This window comes from Mycolicibacterium sp. TUM20985 (assembly GCF_030295745.1).
GTDB lineage: Bacteria > Actinomycetota > Actinomycetes > Mycobacteriales > Mycobacteriaceae > Mycobacterium.
Map to the genome: position 1 here is coordinate 4390541 of NZ_AP027291.1, position 21588 is coordinate 4412128.

The 21588-nt window shown below is 66.7% G+C and carries 19 protein-coding genes and 1 tRNA gene; 6 read left to right on the plus strand and 14 right to left on the minus strand.

Annotated elements, in window-relative coordinates:
* Positions 1-28 precede the first annotated feature (28 nt).
* Genes QUE68_RS21585 through QUE68_RS21610 form a run of 6 tightly spaced genes read right to left on the minus strand, consistent with a single transcriptional unit; the run spans position 29 to position 7014 of the window.
* Positions 29-1621, minus strand: a complete 1593-nt coding sequence (locus tag QUE68_RS21585; RefSeq protein ID WP_284228319.1) for a virulence factor Mce family protein — start codon at positions 1619-1621, stop codon at positions 29-31.
* Positions 1622-1624: 3 nt separating this feature from the next.
* Positions 1625-3091, minus strand: a complete 1467-nt coding sequence (locus QUE68_RS21590; protein WP_284228320.1) for an MCE family protein — start codon at positions 3089-3091, stop codon at positions 1625-1627.
* Positions 3088-4128, minus strand: coding sequence for an MCE family protein (locus QUE68_RS21595; protein ID WP_284228321.1), 1041 nt, complete (start codon positions 4126-4128; stop codon positions 3088-3090). Before QUE68_RS21595 ends, QUE68_RS21590 begins: the two co-directional genes overlap by 4 nt.
* On the minus strand, positions 4125-5342 hold the full coding sequence (locus QUE68_RS21600; protein ID WP_454786290.1) for an MCE family protein: 1218 nt from the start codon (positions 5340-5342) through the stop codon (positions 4125-4127). Before QUE68_RS21600 ends, QUE68_RS21595 begins: the two co-directional genes overlap by 4 nt.
* A gap of 5 nt (positions 5343-5347) precedes the next feature.
* Complete coding sequence (locus QUE68_RS21605; protein WP_284228322.1) at positions 5348-6217, minus strand: ABC transporter permease; 870 nt, start codon at positions 6215-6217, stop codon at positions 5348-5350.
* On the minus strand, positions 6217-7014 hold the full coding sequence (locus QUE68_RS21610; RefSeq protein ID WP_284228323.1) for an MlaE family ABC transporter permease: 798 nt from the start codon (positions 7012-7014) through the stop codon (positions 6217-6219). Before QUE68_RS21610 ends, QUE68_RS21605 begins: the two co-directional genes overlap by 1 nt.
* 262 nt (positions 7015-7276) lie before the next feature.
* Here QUE68_RS21610 and QUE68_RS29560 point away from each other — a divergent pair, with 262 nt between their 5' ends.
* Positions 7277-7453: a helix-turn-helix domain-containing protein gene (locus tag QUE68_RS29560; protein ID WP_353507013.1), complete on the plus strand. Its 177-nt coding sequence runs from the start codon at positions 7277-7279 to the stop codon at positions 7451-7453.
* 63 nt (positions 7454-7516) lie between these two features.
* A complete protein-coding gene (locus tag QUE68_RS21615; RefSeq protein WP_286274416.1) occupies positions 7517-7732 on the plus strand; it encodes an MmyB family transcriptional regulator in 216 nt (71 codons plus the stop codon).
* Positions 7733-8003: 271 nt separating this feature from the next.
* Here the strand turns inward: QUE68_RS21615 and QUE68_RS21620 are convergent.
* The 3 genes from QUE68_RS21620 to QUE68_RS21630 form a co-directional block, all read right to left on the minus strand.
* A tRNA-Met gene (locus tag QUE68_RS21620) sits at positions 8004-8077 on the minus strand.
* Between the two features lie 212 nt (positions 8078-8289).
* Positions 8290-11298 carry a UPF0182 family protein gene (locus QUE68_RS21625; protein ID WP_286274417.1) on the minus strand — a complete coding sequence of 1003 codons (3009 nt, stop codon included), beginning with the start codon at positions 11296-11298 and terminating at the stop codon, positions 8290-8292.
* A 177-nt stretch (positions 11299-11475) separates the two neighbouring features.
* A complete protein-coding gene (locus tag QUE68_RS21630) occupies positions 11476-12507 on the minus strand; it encodes a YlbL family protein (protein ID WP_286275900.1) in 1032 nt (343 codons plus the stop codon).
* A gap of 92 nt (positions 12508-12599) precedes the next feature.
* Here QUE68_RS21630 and QUE68_RS21635 point away from each other — a divergent pair, with 92 nt between their 5' ends.
* From QUE68_RS21635 to QUE68_RS21645, 3 genes are all read left to right on the plus strand, one after another.
* Positions 12600-13937: a zinc-dependent metalloprotease gene (locus QUE68_RS21635; RefSeq protein WP_286274418.1), complete on the plus strand. Its 1338-nt coding sequence runs from the start codon at positions 12600-12602 to the stop codon at positions 13935-13937.
* Between the two features lie 71 nt (positions 13938-14008).
* On the plus strand, positions 14009-14851 hold the full coding sequence (locus QUE68_RS21640) for a cyclodehydratase (protein ID WP_286274419.1): 843 nt from the start codon (positions 14009-14011) through the stop codon (positions 14849-14851).
* A gap of 74 nt (positions 14852-14925) precedes the next feature.
* Positions 14926-16272, plus strand: a complete 1347-nt coding sequence (locus QUE68_RS21645) for a macrolide-binding ATPase MABP-1 (protein ID WP_286274420.1) — start codon at positions 14926-14928, stop codon at positions 16270-16272.
* Here QUE68_RS21645 and QUE68_RS21650 read toward each other — a convergent pair.
* The 3 genes from QUE68_RS21650 to QUE68_RS21660 all read right to left on the minus strand — a co-directional run bounded on the left by QUE68_RS21650 (position 16269) and on the right by QUE68_RS21660 (position 19120).
* A complete protein-coding gene (locus tag QUE68_RS21650; RefSeq protein ID WP_284228334.1) occupies positions 16269-16550 on the minus strand; it encodes a WhiB family transcriptional regulator in 282 nt (93 codons plus the stop codon). The genes QUE68_RS21645 and QUE68_RS21650 overlap by 4 nt on opposite strands.
* Before the next feature lie 143 nt (positions 16551-16693).
* Positions 16694-16882 (minus strand): hypothetical protein, encoded by a 189-nt coding sequence (locus QUE68_RS21655; protein WP_286274421.1) that lies wholly within the window; start codon positions 16880-16882, stop codon positions 16694-16696.
* 96 nt (positions 16883-16978) lie between these two features.
* Positions 16979-19120, minus strand: a complete 2142-nt coding sequence (locus QUE68_RS21660) for an ATP-dependent DNA helicase UvrD2 (protein WP_455012377.1) — start codon at positions 19118-19120, stop codon at positions 16979-16981.
* Between the two features lie 99 nt (positions 19121-19219).
* On the opposite strand from QUE68_RS21660, the gene mrx1 reads away from it, so the two are divergent.
* Complete coding sequence (gene mrx1 / locus QUE68_RS21665; protein WP_284228337.1) at positions 19220-19471, plus strand: mycoredoxin Mrx1; 252 nt, start codon at positions 19220-19222, stop codon at positions 19469-19471.
* 81 nt (positions 19472-19552) lie between these two features.
* Here mrx1 and nudC read toward each other — a convergent pair whose 3' ends face one another.
* Together nudC and QUE68_RS21675 are read right to left on the minus strand one after the other, a co-directional pair.
* Complete coding sequence (gene nudC / locus QUE68_RS21670; protein WP_286274423.1) at positions 19553-20506, minus strand: NAD(+) diphosphatase; 954 nt, start codon at positions 20504-20506, stop codon at positions 19553-19555.
* The gene (locus tag QUE68_RS21675) at positions 20503-21582 is read right to left on the minus strand and encodes a potassium channel family protein (protein WP_286274424.1); all 1080 of its coding nucleotides are present in this window, start codon (positions 21580-21582) and stop codon (positions 20503-20505) included. Before QUE68_RS21675 ends, nudC begins: the two co-directional genes overlap by 4 nt.
* Positions 21583-21588 lie beyond the last annotated feature (6 nt).

Sequence of the window (21588 nt, forward strand, 5' to 3'; positions counted from 1 at the left end):
CGCGCGGCGCGCCATGCGCTCGACGCGATCACCGGCCCGGTCCCATCGGTGCTTCGGCGGGCAGCGCTGGTCCATCGCTCGATGTGGGTGCCGGCGTCGGCGCAACCAGACCCGGGATGACCCCTGGCGCGGGTGGCGGCGGCGGACCGGGTTGTGGATACCACGGCGGCGGAAGGGGATTCACCTCGTCGAAACTGTTCGGCTTGCCGGGCAGGTTGGGCCCCCACGGAGGCGGCGCGTCGTCCGGGCCACCCATCAGTTCGGCTAGTGACCCCGGTGTCAACAGGTCGCCGGTGGCCGGGCGCACGTCGAGGCCTTGCATGCCCGGCGCCGCTACCCAGCCCGGTGCGTGGTTGCCGTTTCCGTTGACGTACACGTCGGGAGCGAAGAGGCCGGGCACGGTGGTGTCCTTGAATCCGGGCGGGGGTGCTAGCCGTGGCTCGGAGTAGGCGGTCTGTTTGGGTAGCGCCTCTGCGGTGCTGAACGGCATTAGCCCAAACGGCAGATAGTTGAACTTGATCGCATCCAGGACCGGCGTCAGGTATTGCGCGCACAGTTCGGCGGAATCCTGATAGCCCAACCTGCTTCCGGCCTGGATCGAGCTGCAGATGAGCTCCAGCGGATTCGCGAAGTTGGTGACGGCGGGGATGATCGTCAGAGCGCCGTGGCTGGGGTGGTACACGTTGTTGGCGTTGGCCGCAAAAGTCGGGAACACGTGCAGGAAGGTCTCCAGGTCCTTCTGCTGGTCGGGTTGCACCAGCGGAGTCGTCGCCGTCGACAGGTTGTTGACGTCGGTGGTGAGCACGTTGCCGTTCTGGTCGAGGAACTTGCGCAGCACGGGGAGCAGCCCGTTGACTTGGTTGACGGCATCTGCGACTTCGTGATCGTTCGGCGTGAGGTTGTTCGTGAGCTGAGACAGGTTGTCGTTCAACGAGATCAGCTGTTGTTCGTTGACCTGCAGGGCGTTGAGGAACGTGGCCAGCCCGCCCACGACCGCGAACGTCTCGCCTCGGCTTTCGTTGAGCGCGCTCAGCGACGTCGACAGGGTGTTCAGCGTCTTCTTGATGGCATCGCCCTTGCCGGCCAGCCCGTTGGCGAGGGACTCAAGCGCGTCGCCGATCGGGCCCTTGGGGTTGTCGGGTGTCGGCCCGAGCGCCGTCACGGTCTTGCCAACGCTGTCCCGCAGGTCATCCCACTCCACCGGCACCTGGGTGCGCTCGATCGGGATCACCGTGTGGTTGGTCAGAACCGGCCCACCGTTGTACGGCGGCTCCAACTGGATGTTGCGCGAGGCGACCAGGCTGGGGTCCATGATGACCGCCGATGCGTTGGCGGGGACTTTGTACTTGGTTGGAAAGTGGAACGTCACCTTCATCTTGTCGCCGGCCGGCTCGACCGCGTCGACCGAACCCACCGGCACGCCCATGATCGAGACGTCGTCCCCTGGATAGAGCGAGTTGGCCTGCGCGAAGTACGCGACGATCACGTTGTTGGTCAGCTTCTGGAACAGAAGCCAACCGCCGATCGTCAGGGCCAGCGCCGCGACCAACGCAAGCGCCGTGACGACGACCGACTTCCTGGAGAAGCCACGTATATCGCCAACGCCGAAGTGGGTGCTCATCAGCTAGTTGCCTCCGGTTTCATCCGGGAGGACGGACGGACCCATGACCGGTGCCACCGGCACGGTGCGGGCACCCGGCGGGCCAGGGGCCAACGGAGGTGCTGGGACGCCTTCGACGGGCGGTGGAAGTTCCCCGGGCAACGCGGCACTCGGCACGCCGGGTGCAGCTGGCGGCGCAATCGGATTCGCCGGTGCGCCAACGACACCCGGCAGGTTGACAGCACTGCTGAATGGATTGTCCCCAAACGGACCGGCGTCGGTGTTCGCGCACGGAAGCGGGTTGCCCGGTGCCGGATAGTCGCCCGGCGCCGGCGCATAGGAGCAAGGCGAACCCGCGACGACTGCGGGTCCGGGATGCTCCGGGGTGCCCTCCAGCGGGATCGGGGCCGGTGGCGGCGCGCCGTTCGGCAACCGCTGGCCGTTCGGGTCGGGGTAGCGGAACGACGGCAAACCGGCGTCACCCCAGAACTTCTCCGGGTTGATGCCGCGCTTCTTGAATGCCGCGTCTACCCACGGCTGCAGGATCTGGTAAGGCAGCAGATTGAATATCGCCGCCTTGACGTAGGGACCCGACGCGACGATCTCGGAGAGGGAGGCCACGAACTTGCCGAGCTCGGCGACCGTATCGACTAGGTCGTCCTTGCGTTTGACGAGCACGTCGCTGACGGTGTTCACCTGCTTGAGCACTGCGTTCAGGTTCGGGTTGTCGGTGATGAGGCCCTGGACCTGACCGGCCACCGATCGGACGTTGCCGAGCAGGGCTTGGACGGCCTGCCCCCTGGCGTTGATCGCCGACAACAGTGCCTGGGCGTTCACTAGCAGCCGGTTGATCTGTTCGCCGTGAATGCCGAGCACTCCGGCCACCTTGCTGGTCTCGCCCAGCAGATGCTGAATTTGGTCGTCGCGCCGGCTCACGGTGTCGGCAAAGCGCTGCACGCCGTCGAGGGCAGCGCTCAAGTGCGGGGCGGTCTGGTCGACTGTGTCGGTGAGTACTTGCAGCGATTGCTTGATGGTGTCGACATCCCAGCCGGCTGCGTCCTTGGTGGCGTCGCGGAACGCGTCGTAGATTTGGTACGGGGTGGTCGTCTGGCTCAGCGGTATCGTCGCGCCCGGCCGGAGCGTGTCGTCGCCGCGCGGTTCGACCTCGAGCACCTTCTTGCCCAGGATCGTGTCGGTGCGGATGGACAGTCGGCTTTGGCTGCCAATGGCGTTGCCTTCCAACGTGAAACGGACCACTACGTGGCCGGTAGCGAGCGACAGTTCCTGCACTGAGCCCACCTCCATGCCCGCTATGCGCACCTTGTCCCCGGCGCGCAACGCACCAGCGTCACCGAATTCGCCGTAGTAGCGGGGCTGCGCGAAGAGCATCGGCACGGAAGTGAAGCTTTGACCTACGCCGGTGACGAGCAGGACCAAGACCAGGGCCATGATCCCGACGCGGACCCGGTTCTCCGGTTCCAGCGCCCTCATTGCGGTGTGCACCTTCCGGTCGGCTGCTGCGTAAGTCGCACCGTGCGGACCGGCCCGCCAGGTTGCAACCCGTTCAACGTGAGCGTGACGTCGCAGAGGTAGAGGTTGATGAAGTCGCCGTACGTGCCGGCGCTGCGGCCCAACAGAGTGAGCGCGGTCGGCAGCTGGTGCAGCAGGTCGTCTAACTGCGGGCTTTGGTCGACGAGGGGCTGCAGGACGCCTTCGGCCGAACTGACGGTCGATTGCAGCAGGGGCCGGTTCTCACTCAGTAGAGAGCCGAGGGCACCGGCGGCGTTGCTCAAGCTCGCCACGCTGTCGGCCAGCGGACCGGCCTGCTTGGTCAGCCCGCTGATCAAGGTCTCCAAGTTGACCACGGTGGCGTCCACTTGCCCGGCCTTGGCGACGATGCTGTCGAGCACGGTGCCGAGGTTCTTGACCACCGAGCCGATCGCTTCGTCCCGGTCGGCGAGTTCAGAAGTGAGCCGCCCGGTTTGGTCGAGGATGTCGTTGATGGTGCCGCCCTGCCCCTGAAACACCGTGACGATCGCCGACGCGATCGTGTTGACCTTCTGGGGGTCCAGCGCTTGGAACACCGGTCGGAAACCGCCGATGAGTGCGTCGAGGTCGAGGGCCGGTTGAGTGCGGTCCAGCGGAATGAGCCCTCCTGGCGGCAGGACGCTATCGCTGCCATCGCCCGACCCACGCTTGATTTCGAGGTAGCGCTCGCCGATGAGGTTGGCATAGCGGATCTGGGCTGTGCTCGATTGGAACAGCGGTAGCGATTCATCGACGGCGAAGTCGACGTGGACGCGCTTACCCCCGTCCACCAGCCGCATGTCGGTGACCTTGCCGACCTCCACACCAGAGGCTCGGACGAACTGGCCGTCACGTAATCCGCTGACGAAGGCGAACTCTGCCGAGTATCCGACGGTCTTGTCGAAGCGGAGCTGGCCGAACACCACGATGGTGATCGCGGCGAACAACACCAGCACCAGCGATACGGCAGCGAGCTTGATGGCGCTTGAGGTCAGTTTCATGGATTGACCGTGTTTTCACCGATTTGGCGTCCCCATACGTACTCGTTCGCCCATGGGGAGCCGATTCGAAAGTGGTTGTAGCCAGCGATGCTGGCGCCGGTGTCGGTCACCAGTGCCGGCGCCGGCCACAGGTCCCTCGTGATCTTCTGCCAGCAGCCGGGCGCGCCGCCGGGACCGCCTCTGGCATTGATCCTCGGCAGGTTGTCGGGATAGACGTACGGATTGGCGCCGCCGACGAGCTGGGTGCGCGTCCGCAGGGAGTACCCGTTGCCGGTACCTTCGGCCGCCGCGACCGTAGGCTCCACCTCGGCTGCGTTTCGGATGGCGCAGAACAGTTCTGGGCTGTAGGTGTCGAGCAGTCCGCTCGTGGGAGCCAGTTGCAGAAGCGTCTGAGCCAGATGCGGCTGGCTCCGGTTCAGCACGTCGGTGCCCGTGTTGGAGAACCCGATCGCCGCCAAAAGCGTTGCGTCCAAGTCTTCTTGCCGACCGTTGAGTGTGCGCGCTGTCGTCGTCACGTGCTCGAGGAAGCTCCAGAGCTCGGGCGAGGCATCGCCGAGGGTGTCGGTCAACACCCCCAGCTGCCGCACGTCGGTGCGCACCTGGTCCATCTGCGGGTTGAGGTTGTCGAGCACCTTGTTGCCGTTGACCAGCGCGGTGCCGAATTTGTCGCCGAGCCCCGACAGTGCGTCGGCGGCTCCGCTGAGCGTGAGATTAAGCTTGACGGGATCCACCGTTTGCGCGATCGAGGTGATGGTCTGGAAGACCGTGTTGAGCTCGGTGGACACGGACGACACGGTGATCACGTCGGTGCTGGTGATCGGAGCTCCCGGCTTCTCCGGCGACGTCAGCGCGACGTACTTTCCGCCGAACACCGTGGTCGCCTTGATCGCGGCGTCCACGTTGACCGGAATCAGCGGGAAGTACTTCGGGGAGATGTTCAAGGCGAACTCCGCCGCGGGCTGACCTCCGCGTGCCACCTCGGTAATGGCGCCCACCTTGCCGATCTCGACCCCGTTGAAGGTGACCTTCGATCCGGGTCCGATCAGGAGACCGGCACGCTCGGCGACGAGTGTCAGCGGCTCCTTCGGCGTGAAACCGCCCCGAAACTGCACGAAGACGACCACGGCGACGAGTGCGAGCACCAGCGCTCCAGCGGCGGCCAACATCTTGAACGGTGGTGTGCGCTGGACGTTCTCCGGAGCGATTGTCGTCATGGCGTTCATACGGACAGGTTGAAGTTGGGGTCGACGCCGTAGAGCGCCAACGAAGCAAGCATGGCCACGACGACCACGGCAATCAGCGAGAAGCGCATGGACCGGCCGACGGCGTCACCGACTCCGACGGGACCGCCCGCGGCGGTGTACCCGTAGTAACAGTGGGTGACCATCACGATGATCGCGATGATGACCGCGACGAGGAACGACCAGGCCACGTCCTCGGGTCGCAGGAACGTACGGAAGTAGTGGTTGTAGGTGCCACTCGACTGCCCGTAGAGCAGCGTGGTGACCAGTTGTGGTGACAGGAACGCCATGATCATGGCCAGCCCGTAAAGCGGCAGGATCACCACGACTGCGGCGATGATTCGGGTCGACGCGAGATAAGCCAACGATTTGACTCCCATCACGTCGAGGGCGTCGATCTCCTCGCTAATGCGCATGGCGCCCAGCTCGGCGGTGGCACCTGCGCCGACGGTGGCCGCCAGCGCGATGCCGGTAACGACTGGGGCCGCGATGCGCACGTTGACCAGCGCAGCGAAGAACCCGGTGAATACGTCGACCCCGATGTTGCCCAGCGAAGAGAACCCCTGGATGGCGACGAGCGAGGCGCCGGACAACGTCACGAACGCCACGATCGCGACCGTCCCGCCGATGACCGCGAGTGCTCCGGTGCCCATGCCGATCTGGGCAATCAGCCGCGTGGTCTCCGCGCGGTAGCGGCGCAGCGCAAGCGGGATCTGGCCGACGCTCATCAGCGTGAACCAGACCAATTGGCCGAAGGATTCCGTTGCTCGGTTCGGTGCGCCAACGTAGTTGTTCAGGTTGGCGGCTGTCCGCGGATAGCGCGCCCGGACAGCTGCGGCATTGGCCATCAGTGCCCCGTTCCGAAGCGCACGCCGATGGTCGTCAGCACGACGTTCACGGCGAACAACGCAATCACGCACAACACGACGGTCTCGTTGACTGCGGTGCCCACGCCCTTGGCTCCGCCGGACACGGTCAGTCCCCGGTAGCAGCCGACGAGTCCGGCGATCACCCCGAACGACATGGCCTTGGCGGTGGCGATGAGTACCTCGGGGAGGCCGGTGACCAGGGTGAGCGTGGACAGGTAGGCCCCGCCGGAAACGCCTTGGAGATAGACGCTGAAGATGAACCCGCCGACGAGTCCGACGACGATGACCAAGCTGTTGAGCAACGTCGCGACCACAGTCGCCGCGAGCACTCTGGGCACCACCAGCCTGTGGATTGGGTCGATCCCCATGACCTCCATGGCCGCAATTTCTTCTCTGATGGTGCGTGCGCCCAGGTCGGCGCAGATGGCGGTCGAGCCAGCGCCTGCGACCACCAGCACGGTAGTGAGCGGGCCCAGCTGGGTGACAGCGCCAAGGGCCGCGCCCGCACCTGAGATGTCTGCGGCGCCGAACTCGGCCAACAGGACGTTCAAGGTGAAGGTCAACAACACCGTCAGCGGTATGGCGGCCATGATCGTCGGCAGGATCGTGACGCTCAGCAGGAACCACGCCTGCAAGATCGACTCACGCCACTCCAAGGGCCATCGGAAGGCGGCCTTGGCGGTCAGCGAACACATACGAGCAAAGCCACCGACGTGTCCTAGCGGCCCACTCAGCTGACCGCCGAGGTAACCGCCCAAACCCGTTGACGCCGTCATCGCTGCCACTCGCGACGCCAGAGTCCGTCGCTGCGCGACGCCCCGTCATGTCGCACCCGTCCTCCTCGCCCGCCTCAAGATCGACCCAACGACTCCCCTGTGATGTACGACGCCGCCCACGATTCGAGCGGCACGTGTTGGTCATCCAGTTGTATGTATCCGTCGGTTCACGACCTTCCGGTCAGCAAGCCCACGCACGGGCCAATCTGGCACCACAAGGTTGGTAAATGGTTGGTGGGGGCCCGGGCCGGCTAAGGCACCGTTGCCTGCCCCCGACCCCACGACGCGTCGTGTCGCGGGGCCGCGGCGAGAGGATGTCGCCGCCCGGGTAGCGATCAGCTACGACTACTACACCCGGGTAGAACAAAGGCGGCTAGGGCGATCGGAACCCGTGCTCGAGGCGATCGCCCAGATGTTGTGTGTTACCGGAACAACCTAGCCGCAGCCCTCGTGCCGGCGCGGCGCGAGTGCGTCCGCAGGACCGCAGTTCACCGATCCTCGGATGAAGGATTTCTACGACGACGACCGGGAAGCCATGGCGCGCAGCGCCGTTGCCGTTCTATGGATGCATGCCGTCGACAACCCGACAGAGCCGCGGCTCTCTGCCTTGTTTGGTGAGCTGTCACTGGTGAGCGAGCAGTTTCGTCAATGCGTCTCACCCTCGTTGCCGGGCTTTTTGTCCGGCAGGTTTTTCGGTCACCCGGCGCCAGGTCGATGATCGTCTGAGGGTCGACGTCGCCGCTCAGCTTGGACATCAGCGCGAGCATCGGGATTGCCCATCTTGACCCCGGTCTCCTGGATGTCGTTCTCCTTGACGTAGTCCGCGATCGTCGCCCAATCAGCTGCCACTAGAGCATCCAGATATCTGCCGACCTGTCGCAAACGACCGACGAAAGTCCTTGGCCTCGCATCCGGGCACGGTACACAAACCGTCTGCACACCCCATGAAAACGGCCCCCGGAGAGATCTCCGAGGGCCGTTTTACCTAGTAGCGGGGACAGGATTCGAACCTGCGACCTCTGGGTTATGAGCCCAGCGAGCTACCGAGCTGCTCCACCCCGCGACGGGTAAACAAAAGGTTACCGGTGGCGTTGGTAGAACCCAAATCGGGTGCTCAGAGCGCCGCTACGACCGAATCGTGGCGTCTACGACCGCACTTCGGCCCGGCTGCGCGAGGCCGGCGTGCGGCACGCGGGCCGCACCGATCGACGCGTGGTGGGCGTACGACGACGAGGGCCGGCGCACATTGCGCCGGCCCTCATCACATCGCCTTGTCTACTTAGCGTCGCGATACTTGGCCATGGCGTCGTCCAGGTTCTGCAGCGCCTGACCGTACTCGGCGAAGTTGCCACTCTCCTGCGCCTGCTGCATGGCGTCCAAAGCCGTCTGAACTCCCTGCAGGGCAGCCGACTTCGCTGCCGTCAGCTGCGTCGTGCCACCGGGTACCGCGCCCACGGGAACGGGCACCTCCGGGGCGCGGCCCTGGCTCGGCGGCGGTGTGCCCTGAGGCTGGCCCGGCGTCGGATTCGCCGCGGGCGCCGGCTGCCCATTGGGCAGGTCCGTCGGCGCTGGACCCGTCGCCGTCGCGCCGGCACCGGCACCGAACAACTCGTCCAACGCATCGCTGACCGTGGGACCGTAACCGACCTTGTCGTTGTACAACATCGCCACGCGAATCAAGCGCGGGTAAGACGAGGCCGCATCACTGGCACCTGGTGAGGCATACACCGGGGCGACGTAGAGCAAGCCGCCCTGGGCCACCGGCAAGGTCAACAAATTGCCCCAGCGGATCCGGTTCTGGTTGTCGCGCCCGATCACGCCGAGGTCCTGGCTGACCGCGGTGTCGGTACTGATCGCGTTGAACGCGAGTTTGGGTCCGTTGACTTGACCGGGAATGGTCAGCACCGTGATCTTGCCGTACGTCGACGGATCGGAGCTCGCGCTGATGTACGCAGCCAGGAAGTCACGACGGAAGCGGTTCATCGCACTGGTCAACTGGAACGACGCCGAATTGTCGTTGGACGCAATGTCCTTCGCCACGATGTAGTACGGCGGCTGGAAGCTGCTGGCCGTAGGGTTCGGGTCGAGCGGCACGTCCCAGAAGTCCGACGTGGAGAAGAACGTCACCGGGTCGTCAACGTGGTACTTGGCCAGCAGCGCCCGCTGCACCTTGAACAGGTCCTCGGGATAGCGCAGATGTTCCTGCAATTCCGGGCTGATCTCGCTCTTGGGCTTGACGGTTCCAGGGAAGACCGCCTGCCACGCCTTGAGCACTGGGTCGGCCTCGTCCTGCGCGTATAGCGTCACGGTGCCGTCGTAGGCGTCGACGGTGGCCTTCACCGAGTTGCGAATGTAGGACACCTGCTTGTCGAGCGCCAGCCGGTTCAACGCCACCTCATTCGAGTCGGCGGTGGCCGAGGACAGTGACGTCAGCTCTGAATACGGATAGTTGTCGAGCGTGGTGTATCCATCGACGATCCAGACCATCCGCTTGTTGACGATCGCGGGGTAGACGCTGGTGTCCGTCGTGAGCCAGGGCGCGACGGCCTCGACGCGCTGGGCCGGGTCACGGTTGAACAGGATGCGACTGTTCTCACCGATCACGTTGGAGAACAAGAAGTTCCGCTCGGCGTACTTGGCGGCGAACACGCTGCGCGCCATCCAGTCTCCGACCGGCACACCGCCGGTACCACCGTAGGTGTAGTTCTTGGTCTCGGTGTTGGTCTCGTAGTCGTACTCGCGATCTACGCCGTTCTTGCCGACGATCGCGTAGTCCTCGGCCGTGTTGGCGATGATGGGGCCGTAGTAGATGCGCGGCTGGTCCAGCGGTGCCGGTCCGGGTTGCACAACACTGCCGTTGGCGCCCACCACACTGGCCAGGAACTCGGGATAGCCGCCGTTCTGGTTCGGGTCGTTGGCGACACCGCGCACGGTGTTGGCCGGTGAGGCGATGAAGCCGTTGCCGTGGGTGTAGACGCTGTGCCGGTTGATCCAATCCCGCTGGTTCTCGATCAGCCGGTCCGGGTTGAGTTCCCTGGCTGCGACGACGTAGTCGCGCAGGTTGCCGTCGGCGCCGTTGTAGCGGTCGATCGACAGTTGGTCGGGGAACGAGTAGAAGTTCTTGCCCTGCTGAAACTGGGTGAACGCGGGGCCGACGATGGTGGGGTCGAGCAGTCGGATGTTCGACGTGGTCGCCCGGTCCGAGGCCACCTGCTGCGCGGTGGTCGCCGCATCCCCGCTGTAGTCGCGGTAGGTGACCGACTGGTCGGTGAGCCCGTAGGCCTGTCTGGTCGCGGCGATGCTGCGGGAGATGTACTCGCTCTCCTTTTGCGCAGCGTTGGGCTTGACGCTGAACTGCTCGACGATCAGCGGCCACCCCGCACCGACGATCATCGAGCTCAGCAGCAGCAGCACCACACCGATCGCAGGGATGCGCAGATCGCGGAGGAAGACGGCGGAGAACACTGCGACCGCACAGATCAGGGCGATCGCCAGCAGGATCAGCTTGGCGGGCAGCACCGCGTTGATGTCGGTGTAGCCGGCGCCGGTGAACGGCTTGCCGCCGCGGGTGTGGCTGAGCAGCTCGTAACGGTCCAGCCAGTAGGCGAACGCCTTGAGCAACACCAGCGTGCCGACCAGCGTGACCAGCTGGATGCGGGCCGAGCGGCTCACCGCACCCGTCCGGCCGGACAGCCGGATGCCACCGAACAGGTAGTGGCCCAACAGGTTTGCCACCAGCGCCAGGAACGTCGCGACGAAGAGGAAGCTCAGAATCAGGCGGTAGAACGGCAGCTCGAATGCGTAGAACCCCAGATCCATGCCGAACTGCGGGTCGGTGACGCCGAATTCACCGCCGTGCAGGAACAGCTGCACCTGGGTCCAGTAGGTCTGCCCGACGATGCCGGCGAGCAGGCCGATGAACACCGGGATGCCGATGCCGAACAGTCGCAGCCGGGCCATCACCGACGTGCGGTAGCGCGCGACGGGGTCGTTGGGACCCACGGTCGGGACGAACACCGGGCGGTTCCGGTAGGCCAACGCCAGCGCGGCGAACACCACGCCGCCGATCAGGATGGCCGACACCAGGAACACGACCAGACGGGTGAGAACCGTGGTGGTGAACACCGACCGGTAGCCCAGCTCGCCGAACCAGAGCCAGTCGACATAGGTGTCGATCAGCCGAGGTCCGATCAGCAGAAGTAACACGACCGCCAGGGCAAGCGCGATCAGAATCCGGCTACGTCGAGTCAGCTTCGGCATTCGTGCCGCGGGCCGCATCCCCACTCGTCAACTCCAGTCTCGGTTTCACGCCGCCATTCGACGTGCCATAACTCTACGCATCCGACGCCAGTACATCCCCCGGTCGCTCCGCTCCTGCCCTCCGGTACATTCCCCGGTCGCTCCGCTCCTGCCCGCCGGTACATTCCCCGGTCGCTCCGCTCCTGCCCTCCAAGGGACTTCTCAGCAATGGGGCGGTTCGCCACCGGCGGAATAGGTCTTCAATGCTTCGACGGCGCCGGTGAGGTTCTCGACCCGAATCAACTGCAGACCGTCGTCGTGGGCCGACACCGCCTCGTCGCAGTTCTCCGAGGGGACCATGAACACCGTCGCGCCGGCCTCCTTGGCGGCGTACATCTTGTGCGTGATGCCGCCGATCGGGCCGACCTTGCCGTCGCCGGTGATCGTCCCGGTGCCTGCCACGAACTTGCCGCCGTTGATGTCACCCGTCGTGAGCTTGTCCACGACCGCGAGGCTGAACATCAGGCCCGCGGACGGTCCGCCGATGTTGGCGAGGTTGAAGTCGATGGTGAACGGCGCCCATGGCGCGTCGAGCACCCCGACCCCGAGGAAGCCGTAGTCGCGGTCGGGGTTGTCGCCCAGCGTGATCGTGGTCGTGCCGAGCGAGCCATCCTTGCGGCGATAGTCGATCACCAGCTGGTCACCGGGTTTAGTGGCCTTCAGAATGCCGGTGAACTCGTCGAGGTTGGCCACCTGCCGGTCGTTGACCAGGTCGATCGCGTCGCCCTCCTGCAGCTTCCCCGCCGACGGCCCCGGATCCGTGACGTTCTGCACGGTGACGGCCTCGGGATACTTCAGGAAACCCAGCGCCGCGTACTCCGCACTGTCCTCGGACTGCTTGAAGTCGCCCGCGTTCTCCTTGTCGATGTCGTCCCTCGACTTGTCTGGCGGATAGACCAGGTCGCGGGGCACCAGCTGCTCGTTTCCCGACATCCACAGCCGCAGAGCCTGGCCGAGCGTCAAGCCGTCGCTCTGGCTGACCGTCGTCATGTTGAGGTTCCCCGACGTGGGTTGCACCTCGGTGCCCTTGATGTCGACGACCTGCTTCCCCTCGACGTCGCCCAGGGTGTTGAACGTCGGACCGGGGCCGAGACCCACGAAGGGAACCGTTACTGCCGACAGCAGTAGACCGAACGCGACGATCGGCACCAGCGCCACCACCAGCGTCAAGACCCGCCTGTTCGCACCACCCATCACGGAGCCCACATTAGGGGTGTCGTCTGCGTTCACTGTCGGCGTGACCCGGGAACCGACACCGACGACGTCGGGTGAGTACCGTGGATGCCATGTCTGACCTGCCCTTCGGCTTCTCCTCGGGAGACGACCCGGAACGAGACGACCGCAAGAACCCGAACGAGAAGTCGCCGGGAGATCCGTTCGGCTTCGGCGGCGGTGACTTCGACATGAACAACCTGGGTCAGATCTTCTCCAAGCTCGGCGAGATGTTCAGTGGCGCCGGCACCTCGATGGCGGGCGGATCGCAGGCCGGGCCGGTGAACTACGACCTGGCGCGCCAACTCGCGTCCAGCTCGATCGGGTTCGTCAAACCGGTGCCCGAGCAGACCACTGCGGCCGTCGCCGACGCCGTGCGATTGGCCGACACCTGGCTCGACGGTGTCACCCCCCTTCCGGCAGGCACGACGAAGTCGGTGGCATGGACGCCCAGCGAATGGGTCGACAACACCCTCGCCACGTGGAAGCGGTTGTGCGACCCGGTCGCCGAGCAGATGTCGACGGTGTGGGCGTCGGCCCTGCCCGACGAGGCCAAGGCGATGGCGGGCCCGCTGATGGCGATGATGACGCAGATGGGCGGGATGGCGTTCGGCTCCCAGCTGGGTCAGGCCCTCGGCACGTTGTCACGGGAAGTGTTGACCTCCACCGACATTGGGCTACCACTAGGCCCCAAGGGCGTGGCGGTGCTGATGCCCGATGCCATCGAGTCGCTGGCCGACGGGCTCGAGCAGCCGCGGAGCGAGATCATGATGTTCCTGGCGGCTCGGGAAGCCGCCCATCACCGCCTGTTCAGCCACGTGCCATGGCTGTCGACGCAGCTGCTCAGCGCCGTCGAGGCGTTCGCCCGCGGCATGAAGGTCGACATGTCCGGCATCGAGGGCTTCGCCGCGGGCTTCGATCCCGCCTCGCTCGCCGACCCGTCGGCCATGGAACAGCTCCTCAACCAGGGCATCTTCGAGCCCAAGTCCACACCCGAGCAGGTCGCCGCCCTAGAGCGGCTCGAGACGCTGCTGGCGCTGATCGAAGGCTGGGTGCAGACCGTCGTGAGCAACGCCCTCGGCGACCGCATCCCCGGGACGTCGGCACTCAGTGAGACCCTTCGCCGCCGACGCGCCACCGGTGGACCCGCGGAGCAGACCTTCGCCACCCTCGTCGGCCTGGAACTGCGGCCGCGCAAGCTGCGGGAGGCCGCGGTGTTGTGGGAGCGGCTGACCGACGCGGTCGGGGCGGACGCGCGCGACGGTGTCTGGCAGCACCCCGATCTGCTGCCCGACGGGAACGACCTCGACGAACCCGCCGCCTTCATCGACCGCATGGTGGGCGGCGACACCAGCGGCATCGACCAGGCGATCGCCGACCTCGAGAAGGACTTCGGGCGCGATCCCGAGTAGTTCATCCCCAGGCCTGCGGGCCCTGTGGATAACTTCGCGGCGGGCTCCGCGACCCGTGGCAGAGTCGTCGCATGTCGAGCCACACGCTGAATCCGGCGATGCCGGTGCTGGTCAGACCGGACGGTGCCGTGCAGGTGGGCTGGGACCCCCGGCGCGCCATGCTCGTCGAACCGCCCGAGGGGTTGTCGGCCGCAGCGCTGGCCGATCTACTGCGCGCCATGCAGTCCGGCGTCGCGGCCTCGGACCTGCGGGCCCTGGCGGTCAACCGCGGCATCGTCGACCCCGCCTCGATGGACGACCTGGTCACCTCGCTCGTCGAGGGCGGATTGGCGACGGCCACCCCCGCCCACACCCGGTCGGCCTCCATCCGCATCCACGGCCGGGGGCCGCTATCGGATCTGCTGGCCAGCGCCCTGCGGTGTTCCGGCACGCGGGTCAGGCAAAGCCGACTCAACCATGCGGGCGTCACCCCGGGCACCGCCGACCTGGTCGTGCTGGCGGACTTCCTCGTCGCCGACCCGCATCTGCTGCGCGACCTGCACCGGGCGCGGATACCGCACCTGCCGGTGCGGGTGCGCGACGGCACGGGACTGGTCGGCCCGCTGGTGATTCCGGGCGTGACCAGCTGCCTGGGCTGTGCCGACCTGTATCGCAGTGAGCGTGATGCCGCGTGGCCCGCGGTCGCCGCCCAATTGCGCGACGCCGTCGGCAGCGCCGACCGCGCCACCATGCTCGGCACCGCCGCCCTGGCGCTGAACCAGGTCGACCGTGTCATCCAAGCCGTCCACGAGTCCGACGACCCGCGCCGGGCCGACCATCCGCCACCCACTCTCGACACCACACTCGAGTTCGACGTCCGCACCGGTTCGACCACGAGCCGGCGATGGTCACGGCACCCGCGGTGCCAGTGCTGAACGTCGCGCCCAGTCCCGCGTGTGCACGCTCACAACGATTGCTGGCCCTAGGGGGTCGACCGTTCAGACTGGTCATGGATGATGGTGGAGTGGCAGACATCAAGCGCGGACGAACGGCCCGTAACGCGAAGCTCGCCAGCTTGCCGGTCGGCATCGCAGGACGCGCGGCGCTGGGCTTCGGCAAGCGGTTGACCGGTTCGTCCAAGGACGAAGTGAACGCCGAGTTGATGGAGAAGGCGGCCAATCAGCTCTTCACCGTCCTCGGGGAACTCAAGGGCGGCGCGATGAAGGTCGGGCAAGCGCTGTCGGTGATGGAGGCCGCCGTACCCGAACAGTTCGGCGAGCCCTACCGCGAGGCGCTGACCAAGCTGCAGAAGGACGCCCCGCCACTGCCCGCCGCGAAGGTGCACCGCGTGCTCGACGCGCAGCTGGGCACCAAGTGGCGCGACCGGTTCACCTCCTTCGACGACGACCCGATCGCCTCCGCGAGCATCGGCCAGGTGCACAAGGCGGTGTGGAGTGACGGCCGCGAGGTGGCCGTCAAGATCCAGTACCCCGGCGCCGACGAAGCGCTGCGGGCCGACCTGAAGACGATGCGGCGGATGGTGTCGGTGTTCCGACAGCTCTCCCCCGGCGCCGACGTTCAGGGCGTCGTCGACGAGCTGATCGAACGCACCGAGATGGAACTCGACTACCGGTTGGAGGCGGCCAATCAGCGCACCTTCGCCAAGGCCTACCGCGACCACCCGCACTTCGAGGTGCCGGCGATCGTGGCCAGTGCGCCCAAGGTGGTCGTCGCCGAGTGGATGGACGGCATCCCGATGGCGCAGATCATCCGCAGCGGCACCCCCGAACAGCGCGACATCGTGGGGACGCGACTGTTCGAACTGACCTACGACGCTCCCCGGCGCGTCGAGATCATGCACGGCGATGCTCACCCCGGAAACTTCATGCTGCTGCCCGGGGACAAGCTGGGCGTGCTCGACTTCGGCGCCGTGGCCCCGCTCCCCGGCGGCATCCCGGTCGAGCTCGGGCTGATGGTGCGCTATGCGCTGACCAAGGACTACGACAACCTGCTGCCCACCATGGAGCGGGCCGGCTTCATCCAGAAGGGCCAGAAGGGTGATCAGGTCTCGCCGCGCGAAGTCGACGAGATGCTGCGACAGTACGTCGAACCGGTCGAGGTCGAGGTGTTCCACTACACCCGCCGCTGGCTGCAGCAGATGGCCGCGAACAACATGGACAACTTGTCGGCCGAGGCCATCAAGACGGCGCGCGCGATGGACCTGCCCGCCAAGCTCGCCATCCCGATGCGGGTCATCGCCTCGGTCGTCGCGATCTCGTGTCAGCTCGACGCACACATCCCCACCAAGGCGCTTGCGCTCGAACTGATTCCGGGCTTCGCCGACGACGCTGCCTAGGCGGCTGCCGGGTCGGCCACGGAATCCTTGCGGGGCCGGCCCCGCGGACGCTTGCGGGCGACCACGGTCCCACGGTCGATGATCTCGCCGCCCCAAACTCCCCAGGGCTCTTGACGTTCCAGCGCATCGGCGAGGCATTGGCGCCTGATCGGGCAGTCCGCACAGAGCGCCTTGGCCTGTTCCAGCTCGTGTGGGTTCTCGGCGAACCACAGGTCTGGGTCACCGACGTGACACGGCACCGCCGGAAACGTCCTCTCGCGGCATGTCTGCGTAGACACGTCCGGTTCACCTTCTTCCTGGTCCAATTGTCGATCAGCCATCTGTCTTGATGGATCTGCGACCAGGAATTCGGTTGTCCCGAAAAGACTCTGGCCACGGATCCGTTCGTGTCGGGTCCGTGGCCATGTGGCTTCGTGGGCTTCTAGACGGGGCCCCACTTCACGGACGCGACGGGCGCGGCGGCGGCGCGGCGCTTGGTCGCCGTAATGGCGTCGCGCGTGGCGGCCGTCGGATGGGCCGCCGGGGCGGCGGATCCCGCGACGTGGAGGGTCCACGACATGACGGCAGCGGCGCGCGCGACGGCTACGCCGGAAACGTGATGCGAAATCATGTTGGATCCCTCCCTTCGGCTCGATCGGATTGGACGGTTACGAGGTTAGCGGCTGATACCCGAATCGGACAAGCAATTTTCTGACCTGCACTTTCCTCAGCGCCGAGCCTTGACCAACGCCAGGACGTCTGGCCCGAACTGCTCGAGCTTGCGCGCACCGATCCCGGGGATGGCGACCAGGGCCGCTTCGTCGGTCGGCAGCGTTTCGGCGATCGCCATCAAGGTGTTGTCGGTGAACACCACATAGGCGGGCACCTTCATCTCCTTGGAGGTCTCCAGCCGCCACTCCTTCAGCTGGGCCAACAGCTCGTCGTCCAAGTCCGAGGGGCAGGTTTCGCAGCGGCGCAACATGATCGAGGCCGGACTGGACAGTGCGCCGTTGCAGATGCGGCAGCGCGGTGCGGCGCCACGCTGGCGGCGGGGCTTGCTGGGGCCGTCGTCGACCTTGGCCTGGGGAGCCACCCCGTTGAGGAACCGCGACGGGCGACGGCCCTGCCGACCGCCCGGTGTCCGCGCCAAGGCCCAGCTCAACGCCAAATGCACACGCGCCCTGGTGACTCCGACGTACAGCAGTCGGCGCTCCTCCTCCACCTGCTCGCTGTCTGCCCCGCGGGCCAACGCGTGCGAGATGGGCAGTGTGCCGTCGGCGAGCCCGACCAGGAACACCGCGTCCCACTCCAGGCCCTTGGCCGCGTGCAGCGAGGCCAGGGTGACGCCCTGCACGACCGGTGGGTGCCGCGCGTCCGCGCGCTGCTTGAGCTCGGTGAGGAGTGCGCGCATGTCGAGAGCGGGTCGCACGGCCACCTCCTCCTCGACGAGTTCGACGAGGGCGACCAGCGCCTCCCACCGCTCGCGGGCCCGCACACCCTGGGGCTCCTCGGCAGTGAGTCCCAGCGGTTCCAGCAGCTCGCGGATCACCGGCGGCAGATCGGCGCCCACCGCGTCGATGTGCCCCGCCGCCCGCTGCAGTGCCGCCAGTGCCTGACGAATCTCCTGGCGGCTGAAGAAGCCCTCACCCCCGCGGACCTGGAACGCCACTCCCGCGCCCGTCAGCGCCTCCTCGTACACCTCCGACTGCGCGTTGATGCGGTATAGCACCGCGATCTCCGATGGCGCGGTGCCCGCCTGGATCAACTTCTTGATGGCCTTCGAGACGGCGGCGGCCTCGGCGACCTCGTCCGGATGTTCGTCGAAACTCGGTGCGGGCCCGGCGTCGCGTTGACCGATCAGGTGCAATTTGCTCCCCGCCATGCGGCCGCGCGCCATCGCGATTACGCGATTGGCCAGGGACACCACCTGCGGCGTGGACCGGTAGTCGCGCTCCAGCCGCACGACCGACGCCTCGGGGAATCGGCGCGAGAAGTCGAGCAGGTAGGTGGGGGTGGCGCCCGTGAACGAGTAGATGGTCTGGTTCGCGTCGCCGACCACCGTCAGGTCGTCACGGTCACCGAGCCAGGCGTCGAGCACCCGCTGCTGCAGCGGGGTGACGTCTTGATACTCGTCGACGACGAAACATCGGTACCTGTCCCGGAACTCGCTCGCCACCGCGGCGTCGCTCTCGATGGCCGCAGCGGTGTGCAACAACAGGTCATCGAAGTCCAGCAGGGTGGTGCCGTCGCGCCGGGCCTTCATGGCCTCGTAGCCGGCGTAGACCGTCGCGATCTTGGCGGCGTCGAGCGGGATGTCGCGACCGGCCTCCGCGACAGCCGCCGCATAGCCCTCCGGGCTGATCAGCGACGACTTGGCCCACTCGATCTCCCCGGCGAGGTCGCGCACGTCGTCGGTGCTGGCCTGGATCGACGCCCGGTTGGCCGCCTGCGCGACGACGCCGAACTTGCTGTCCAGCAGCTCCCACCCGGTATCGCCGACGACCCGCGGCCAGAAGTACTGCAGCTGCCGTCGGGCCGCCGCGTGGAACGTCATGGCCTGCACGGCCCCGGTGCCGACGCCCTCGGCGCCCTGCTCGTCGAGTGACCGCAGGCGGCCGCGCATCTCCCCCGCGGCTCGCGACGTGAACGTCACGGCGAGCACCTGACTGGGCGCGACGTGACCCGACGCCACGAGGTAGGCGATGCGGCGGGTGATGGTGCGCGTCTTGCCGGTTCCCGCACCAGCCAGCACGCATACCGGACCGCGCGGCGCCTGAACCGCCTCACGCTGCTCCTCGTCGAGATCGGCGAGTAGTCGGGTGAGCAGTGAGGAGGCGGCCGCTGGAGCCTGGGACGGCATGGCGTCCATCTTGGCAGGGCCCGGGGACAAAGGGGGATCGACGCCCCGGCCTCGGCGTCGGTGCCTGGTTGGCGCAATATCGGGCGGCGTTGATACGTTGACACCGCTATGACAGGTAACAACGCCCAGCTGACCATGTACTCCACGTCGTGGTGTGGCTACTGCGCACGGCTCAAGACCGCGCTGAAGTCCGCAGGCATCGGTTACACGGAGGTCGACATCGAGGCCGATCCGAGCGCCGCCGAGTTCGTCGGCTCCGTCAACGGCGGCAACCACGTCGTCCCGACCGTGAAGTTCGCCGACGGCTCGACGTTGACCAACCCGAGCCTGAAGGCCGTGCAGGCGAAGCTCGCCGCCTGACTCAGTCGGCGTGCGGCCGAATCACGGGCTGAACGCCCGAATCACGGGCTGAACGGCCGAATCACGGGCTGAACGGCCGAATCACGGGCTGAACGCCCACGACTCGATGATCTCCCTCGCAATCGAGATCGACCCCGGCAGCAGCAGACGCGACGGCGAGTCACTGCTCCAGTCGCCGTCGGCCAGTGCGTCGCGCACCTCCGCGCGGGTGAACCACGCCGCCTCCGCGATCTCACCGTCGCTGAAGACGAACTCCTGCTCCGGATCACCGAGCGCGTGGAAGCCGACCATCAGCGAACGCGGGAACGGCCACGGCTGACTGCCGAGGTACGTCACGTCGCGGACGCTGAGCCCAATCTCCTCGGCCACCTCGCGCACGACGCAGCCCTCGAAGGACTCGCCCGCCTCGACGAATCCCGCGATCAGCGAGAACAGCCGTTCGGGCCAGACCGTCTGACGCGCCAGCACCGCCCGGTCGTGACCGTCGTGGATGAGGCAGATCACCGCTGGGTCCATGCGCGGGAATTCCTCGTGCCCGTTGTCAGGATTGATCCGCGACCAGCCGGCCTTGTGCGGCTTGGTCGGCGAGCCGTCGACCGCGCTGAAGCGTGCGCTGTCATGCCAATTCAGCAGCGCGGTGGCGGTCGCGACGAGTTGGGCGCTGATGTCGTCGAAGATGGCACCGGCCCGCCGCAGGTCGAGCACCTCGGATTCGGCGTGCGGATCCTCGGGGCCGTCGAGGGCGCCGCGCGTCGCCCACACGTGGCGGCCGTCCGGCATCCGACCGAGGAACACCGAGTGGTCGTCGGGTTTGGGCGAGTGCTTCAGCGCCTTGCCGAGCACCACCGCGCCGCCGGAGATCAGCACCTGGTTTCGCCGGTCGACCTTCAGCAGCAGCGCATCGCTCCACCCGGCCAGGGCGGCGTCGACGTCGGTCCGGAGTTCGTCGGCGCGGTCGGCGCCGATGCGCGACAGCAGGGGGACGTTTCGCAGGGTGAACCCGCCGAGCCCCTCGGTGCCGGTGGGGCGCGTCAACGGTCGGCGTCCGCGTTGCGGATGTAGAGCAATCGGTCGCCGACCTCCATCGCGTCGGCCTCCGGCGCGTCGATCCTGAGCAGATTCCCCTCGCGCACCACCCCAAGCACGATCTCGGGTAGGTGACGGGCGGAACCGCCCACCTCCTTGGAGGTCACGTCGCGCTCCGCGATCGCGAATCCCGCGTCCGGCGTGAGGAGATCCTCGATCAGCTCGACCACCGTTGGGGTGTTCGCCGCCATCCCCAACAGCCGGCCCGCGGTCTCGGAGGACACCACGACCGAATCCGCGCCCGACTGCAGGAGCAGATGCTGGTTCTCCGACTCGCGGATCGAGGCGATGATCTTTGCGTTGGGCGCGAGCTCGCGGGCGGTCAGTGTGACGAGCACCGCGGTCGGGTCGCTGTTGGTGGCGACGACGATTGCCTTGGCGTGCTGAGCTCCGGCGAGCCTCAGCACGTCGGCCCGGTTGGCGTCGCCGCTGACGGTGACGAGACCGGCCTTGTCGGCCCGATCGAGGGCAGACCTGTCGGTATCCACCACGACGATCTCACCGCTCTTGGCGCCGTCGCCGATCATGGCCGAGACGGCCGTCTTGCCCTTGGTGCCGTAACCGATGACGACGATGTGGTCGCGCACTCTTCTCCTCCACTGCTGAATCTTGAGGGTCTGACGCGAAGCCTCCGTCAGGGTTTCCACGGTGGTGCCGATCAACACGATCAGGAAGGCCACGCGCAACGGCGTGATCACCAGCACGTTGATCAACCGCGCGGACGGCGTGAACGGGGTGATGTCGCCGTACCCGGTGGTGGACAGGGACACCGTGGCGTAGTAGAAGCAGTCCAGGAAGGACAGCTCGTTGTCCTGGACGTCCCGGTATCCGTCGCGATCCAAGTAGACGATGAGGACTGCGGCGAACAGCGCGAGCAACGCGTAGAGGAAGCGCATCGCGATCTTGCGGGCGGGGCTGACCGGCGTCTCGGGGATCCGCAGTGTTCCCACCAGCGCGTGGTCCGGCAGCGTGGTCAGCGTCTGATCGAGCGCCTCCATGCGGCGACGCAATCTACCCTTGGCCACGAGGGC

Coding starts and splice junctions, on each gene's coding strand:
- QUE68_RS21585 (WP_284228319.1), bottom strand. CDS start 1,621: ATGAGCACCCACTTCGGCGTTGGCGATATACGTGGCTTCTCCAGGAAG.
- QUE68_RS21590 (WP_284228320.1), bottom strand. CDS start 3,091: ATGAGGGCGCTGGAACCGGAGAACCGGGTCCGCGTCGGGATCATGGCC.
- QUE68_RS21595 (WP_284228321.1), bottom strand. CDS start 4,128: ATGAAACTGACCTCAAGCGCCATCAAGCTCGCTGCCGTATCGCTGGTG.
- QUE68_RS21600 (WP_454786290.1), bottom strand. CDS start 5,342: ATGACGACAATCGCTCCGGAGAACGTCCAGCGCACACCACCGTTCAAG.
- QUE68_RS21605 (WP_284228322.1), bottom strand. CDS start 6,217: ATGGCCAATGCCGCAGCTGTCCGGGCGCGCTATCCGCGGACAGCCGCC.
- QUE68_RS21610 (WP_284228323.1), bottom strand. CDS start 7,014: ATGACGGCGTCAACGGGTTTGGGCGGTTACCTCGGCGGTCAGCTGAGT.
- QUE68_RS21615 (WP_286274416.1), top strand. CDS start 7,517: ATGAAGGATTTCTACGACGACGACCGGGAAGCCATGGCGCGCAGCGCC.
- QUE68_RS21630 (WP_286275900.1), bottom strand. CDS start 12,507: ATGGGTGGTGCGAACAGGCGGGTCTTGACGCTGGTGGTGGCGCTGGTG.
- QUE68_RS21635 (WP_286274418.1), top strand. CDS start 12,600: ATGTCTGACCTGCCCTTCGGCTTCTCCTCGGGAGACGACCCGGAACGA.
- QUE68_RS21640 (WP_286274419.1), top strand. CDS start 14,009: ATGTCGAGCCACACGCTGAATCCGGCGATGCCGGTGCTGGTCAGACCG.
- QUE68_RS21645 (WP_286274420.1), top strand. CDS start 14,926: ATGGATGATGGTGGAGTGGCAGACATCAAGCGCGGACGAACGGCCCGT.
- QUE68_RS21655 (WP_286274421.1), bottom strand. CDS start 16,882: ATGATTTCGCATCACGTTTCCGGCGTAGCCGTCGCGCGCGCCGCTGCC.
- QUE68_RS21660 (WP_455012377.1), bottom strand. CDS start 19,120: ATGGACGCCATGCCGTCCCAGGCTCCAGCGGCCGCCTCCTCACTGCTC.
- mrx1 (WP_284228337.1), top strand. CDS start 19,220: ATGACAGGTAACAACGCCCAGCTGACCATGTACTCCACGTCGTGGTGT.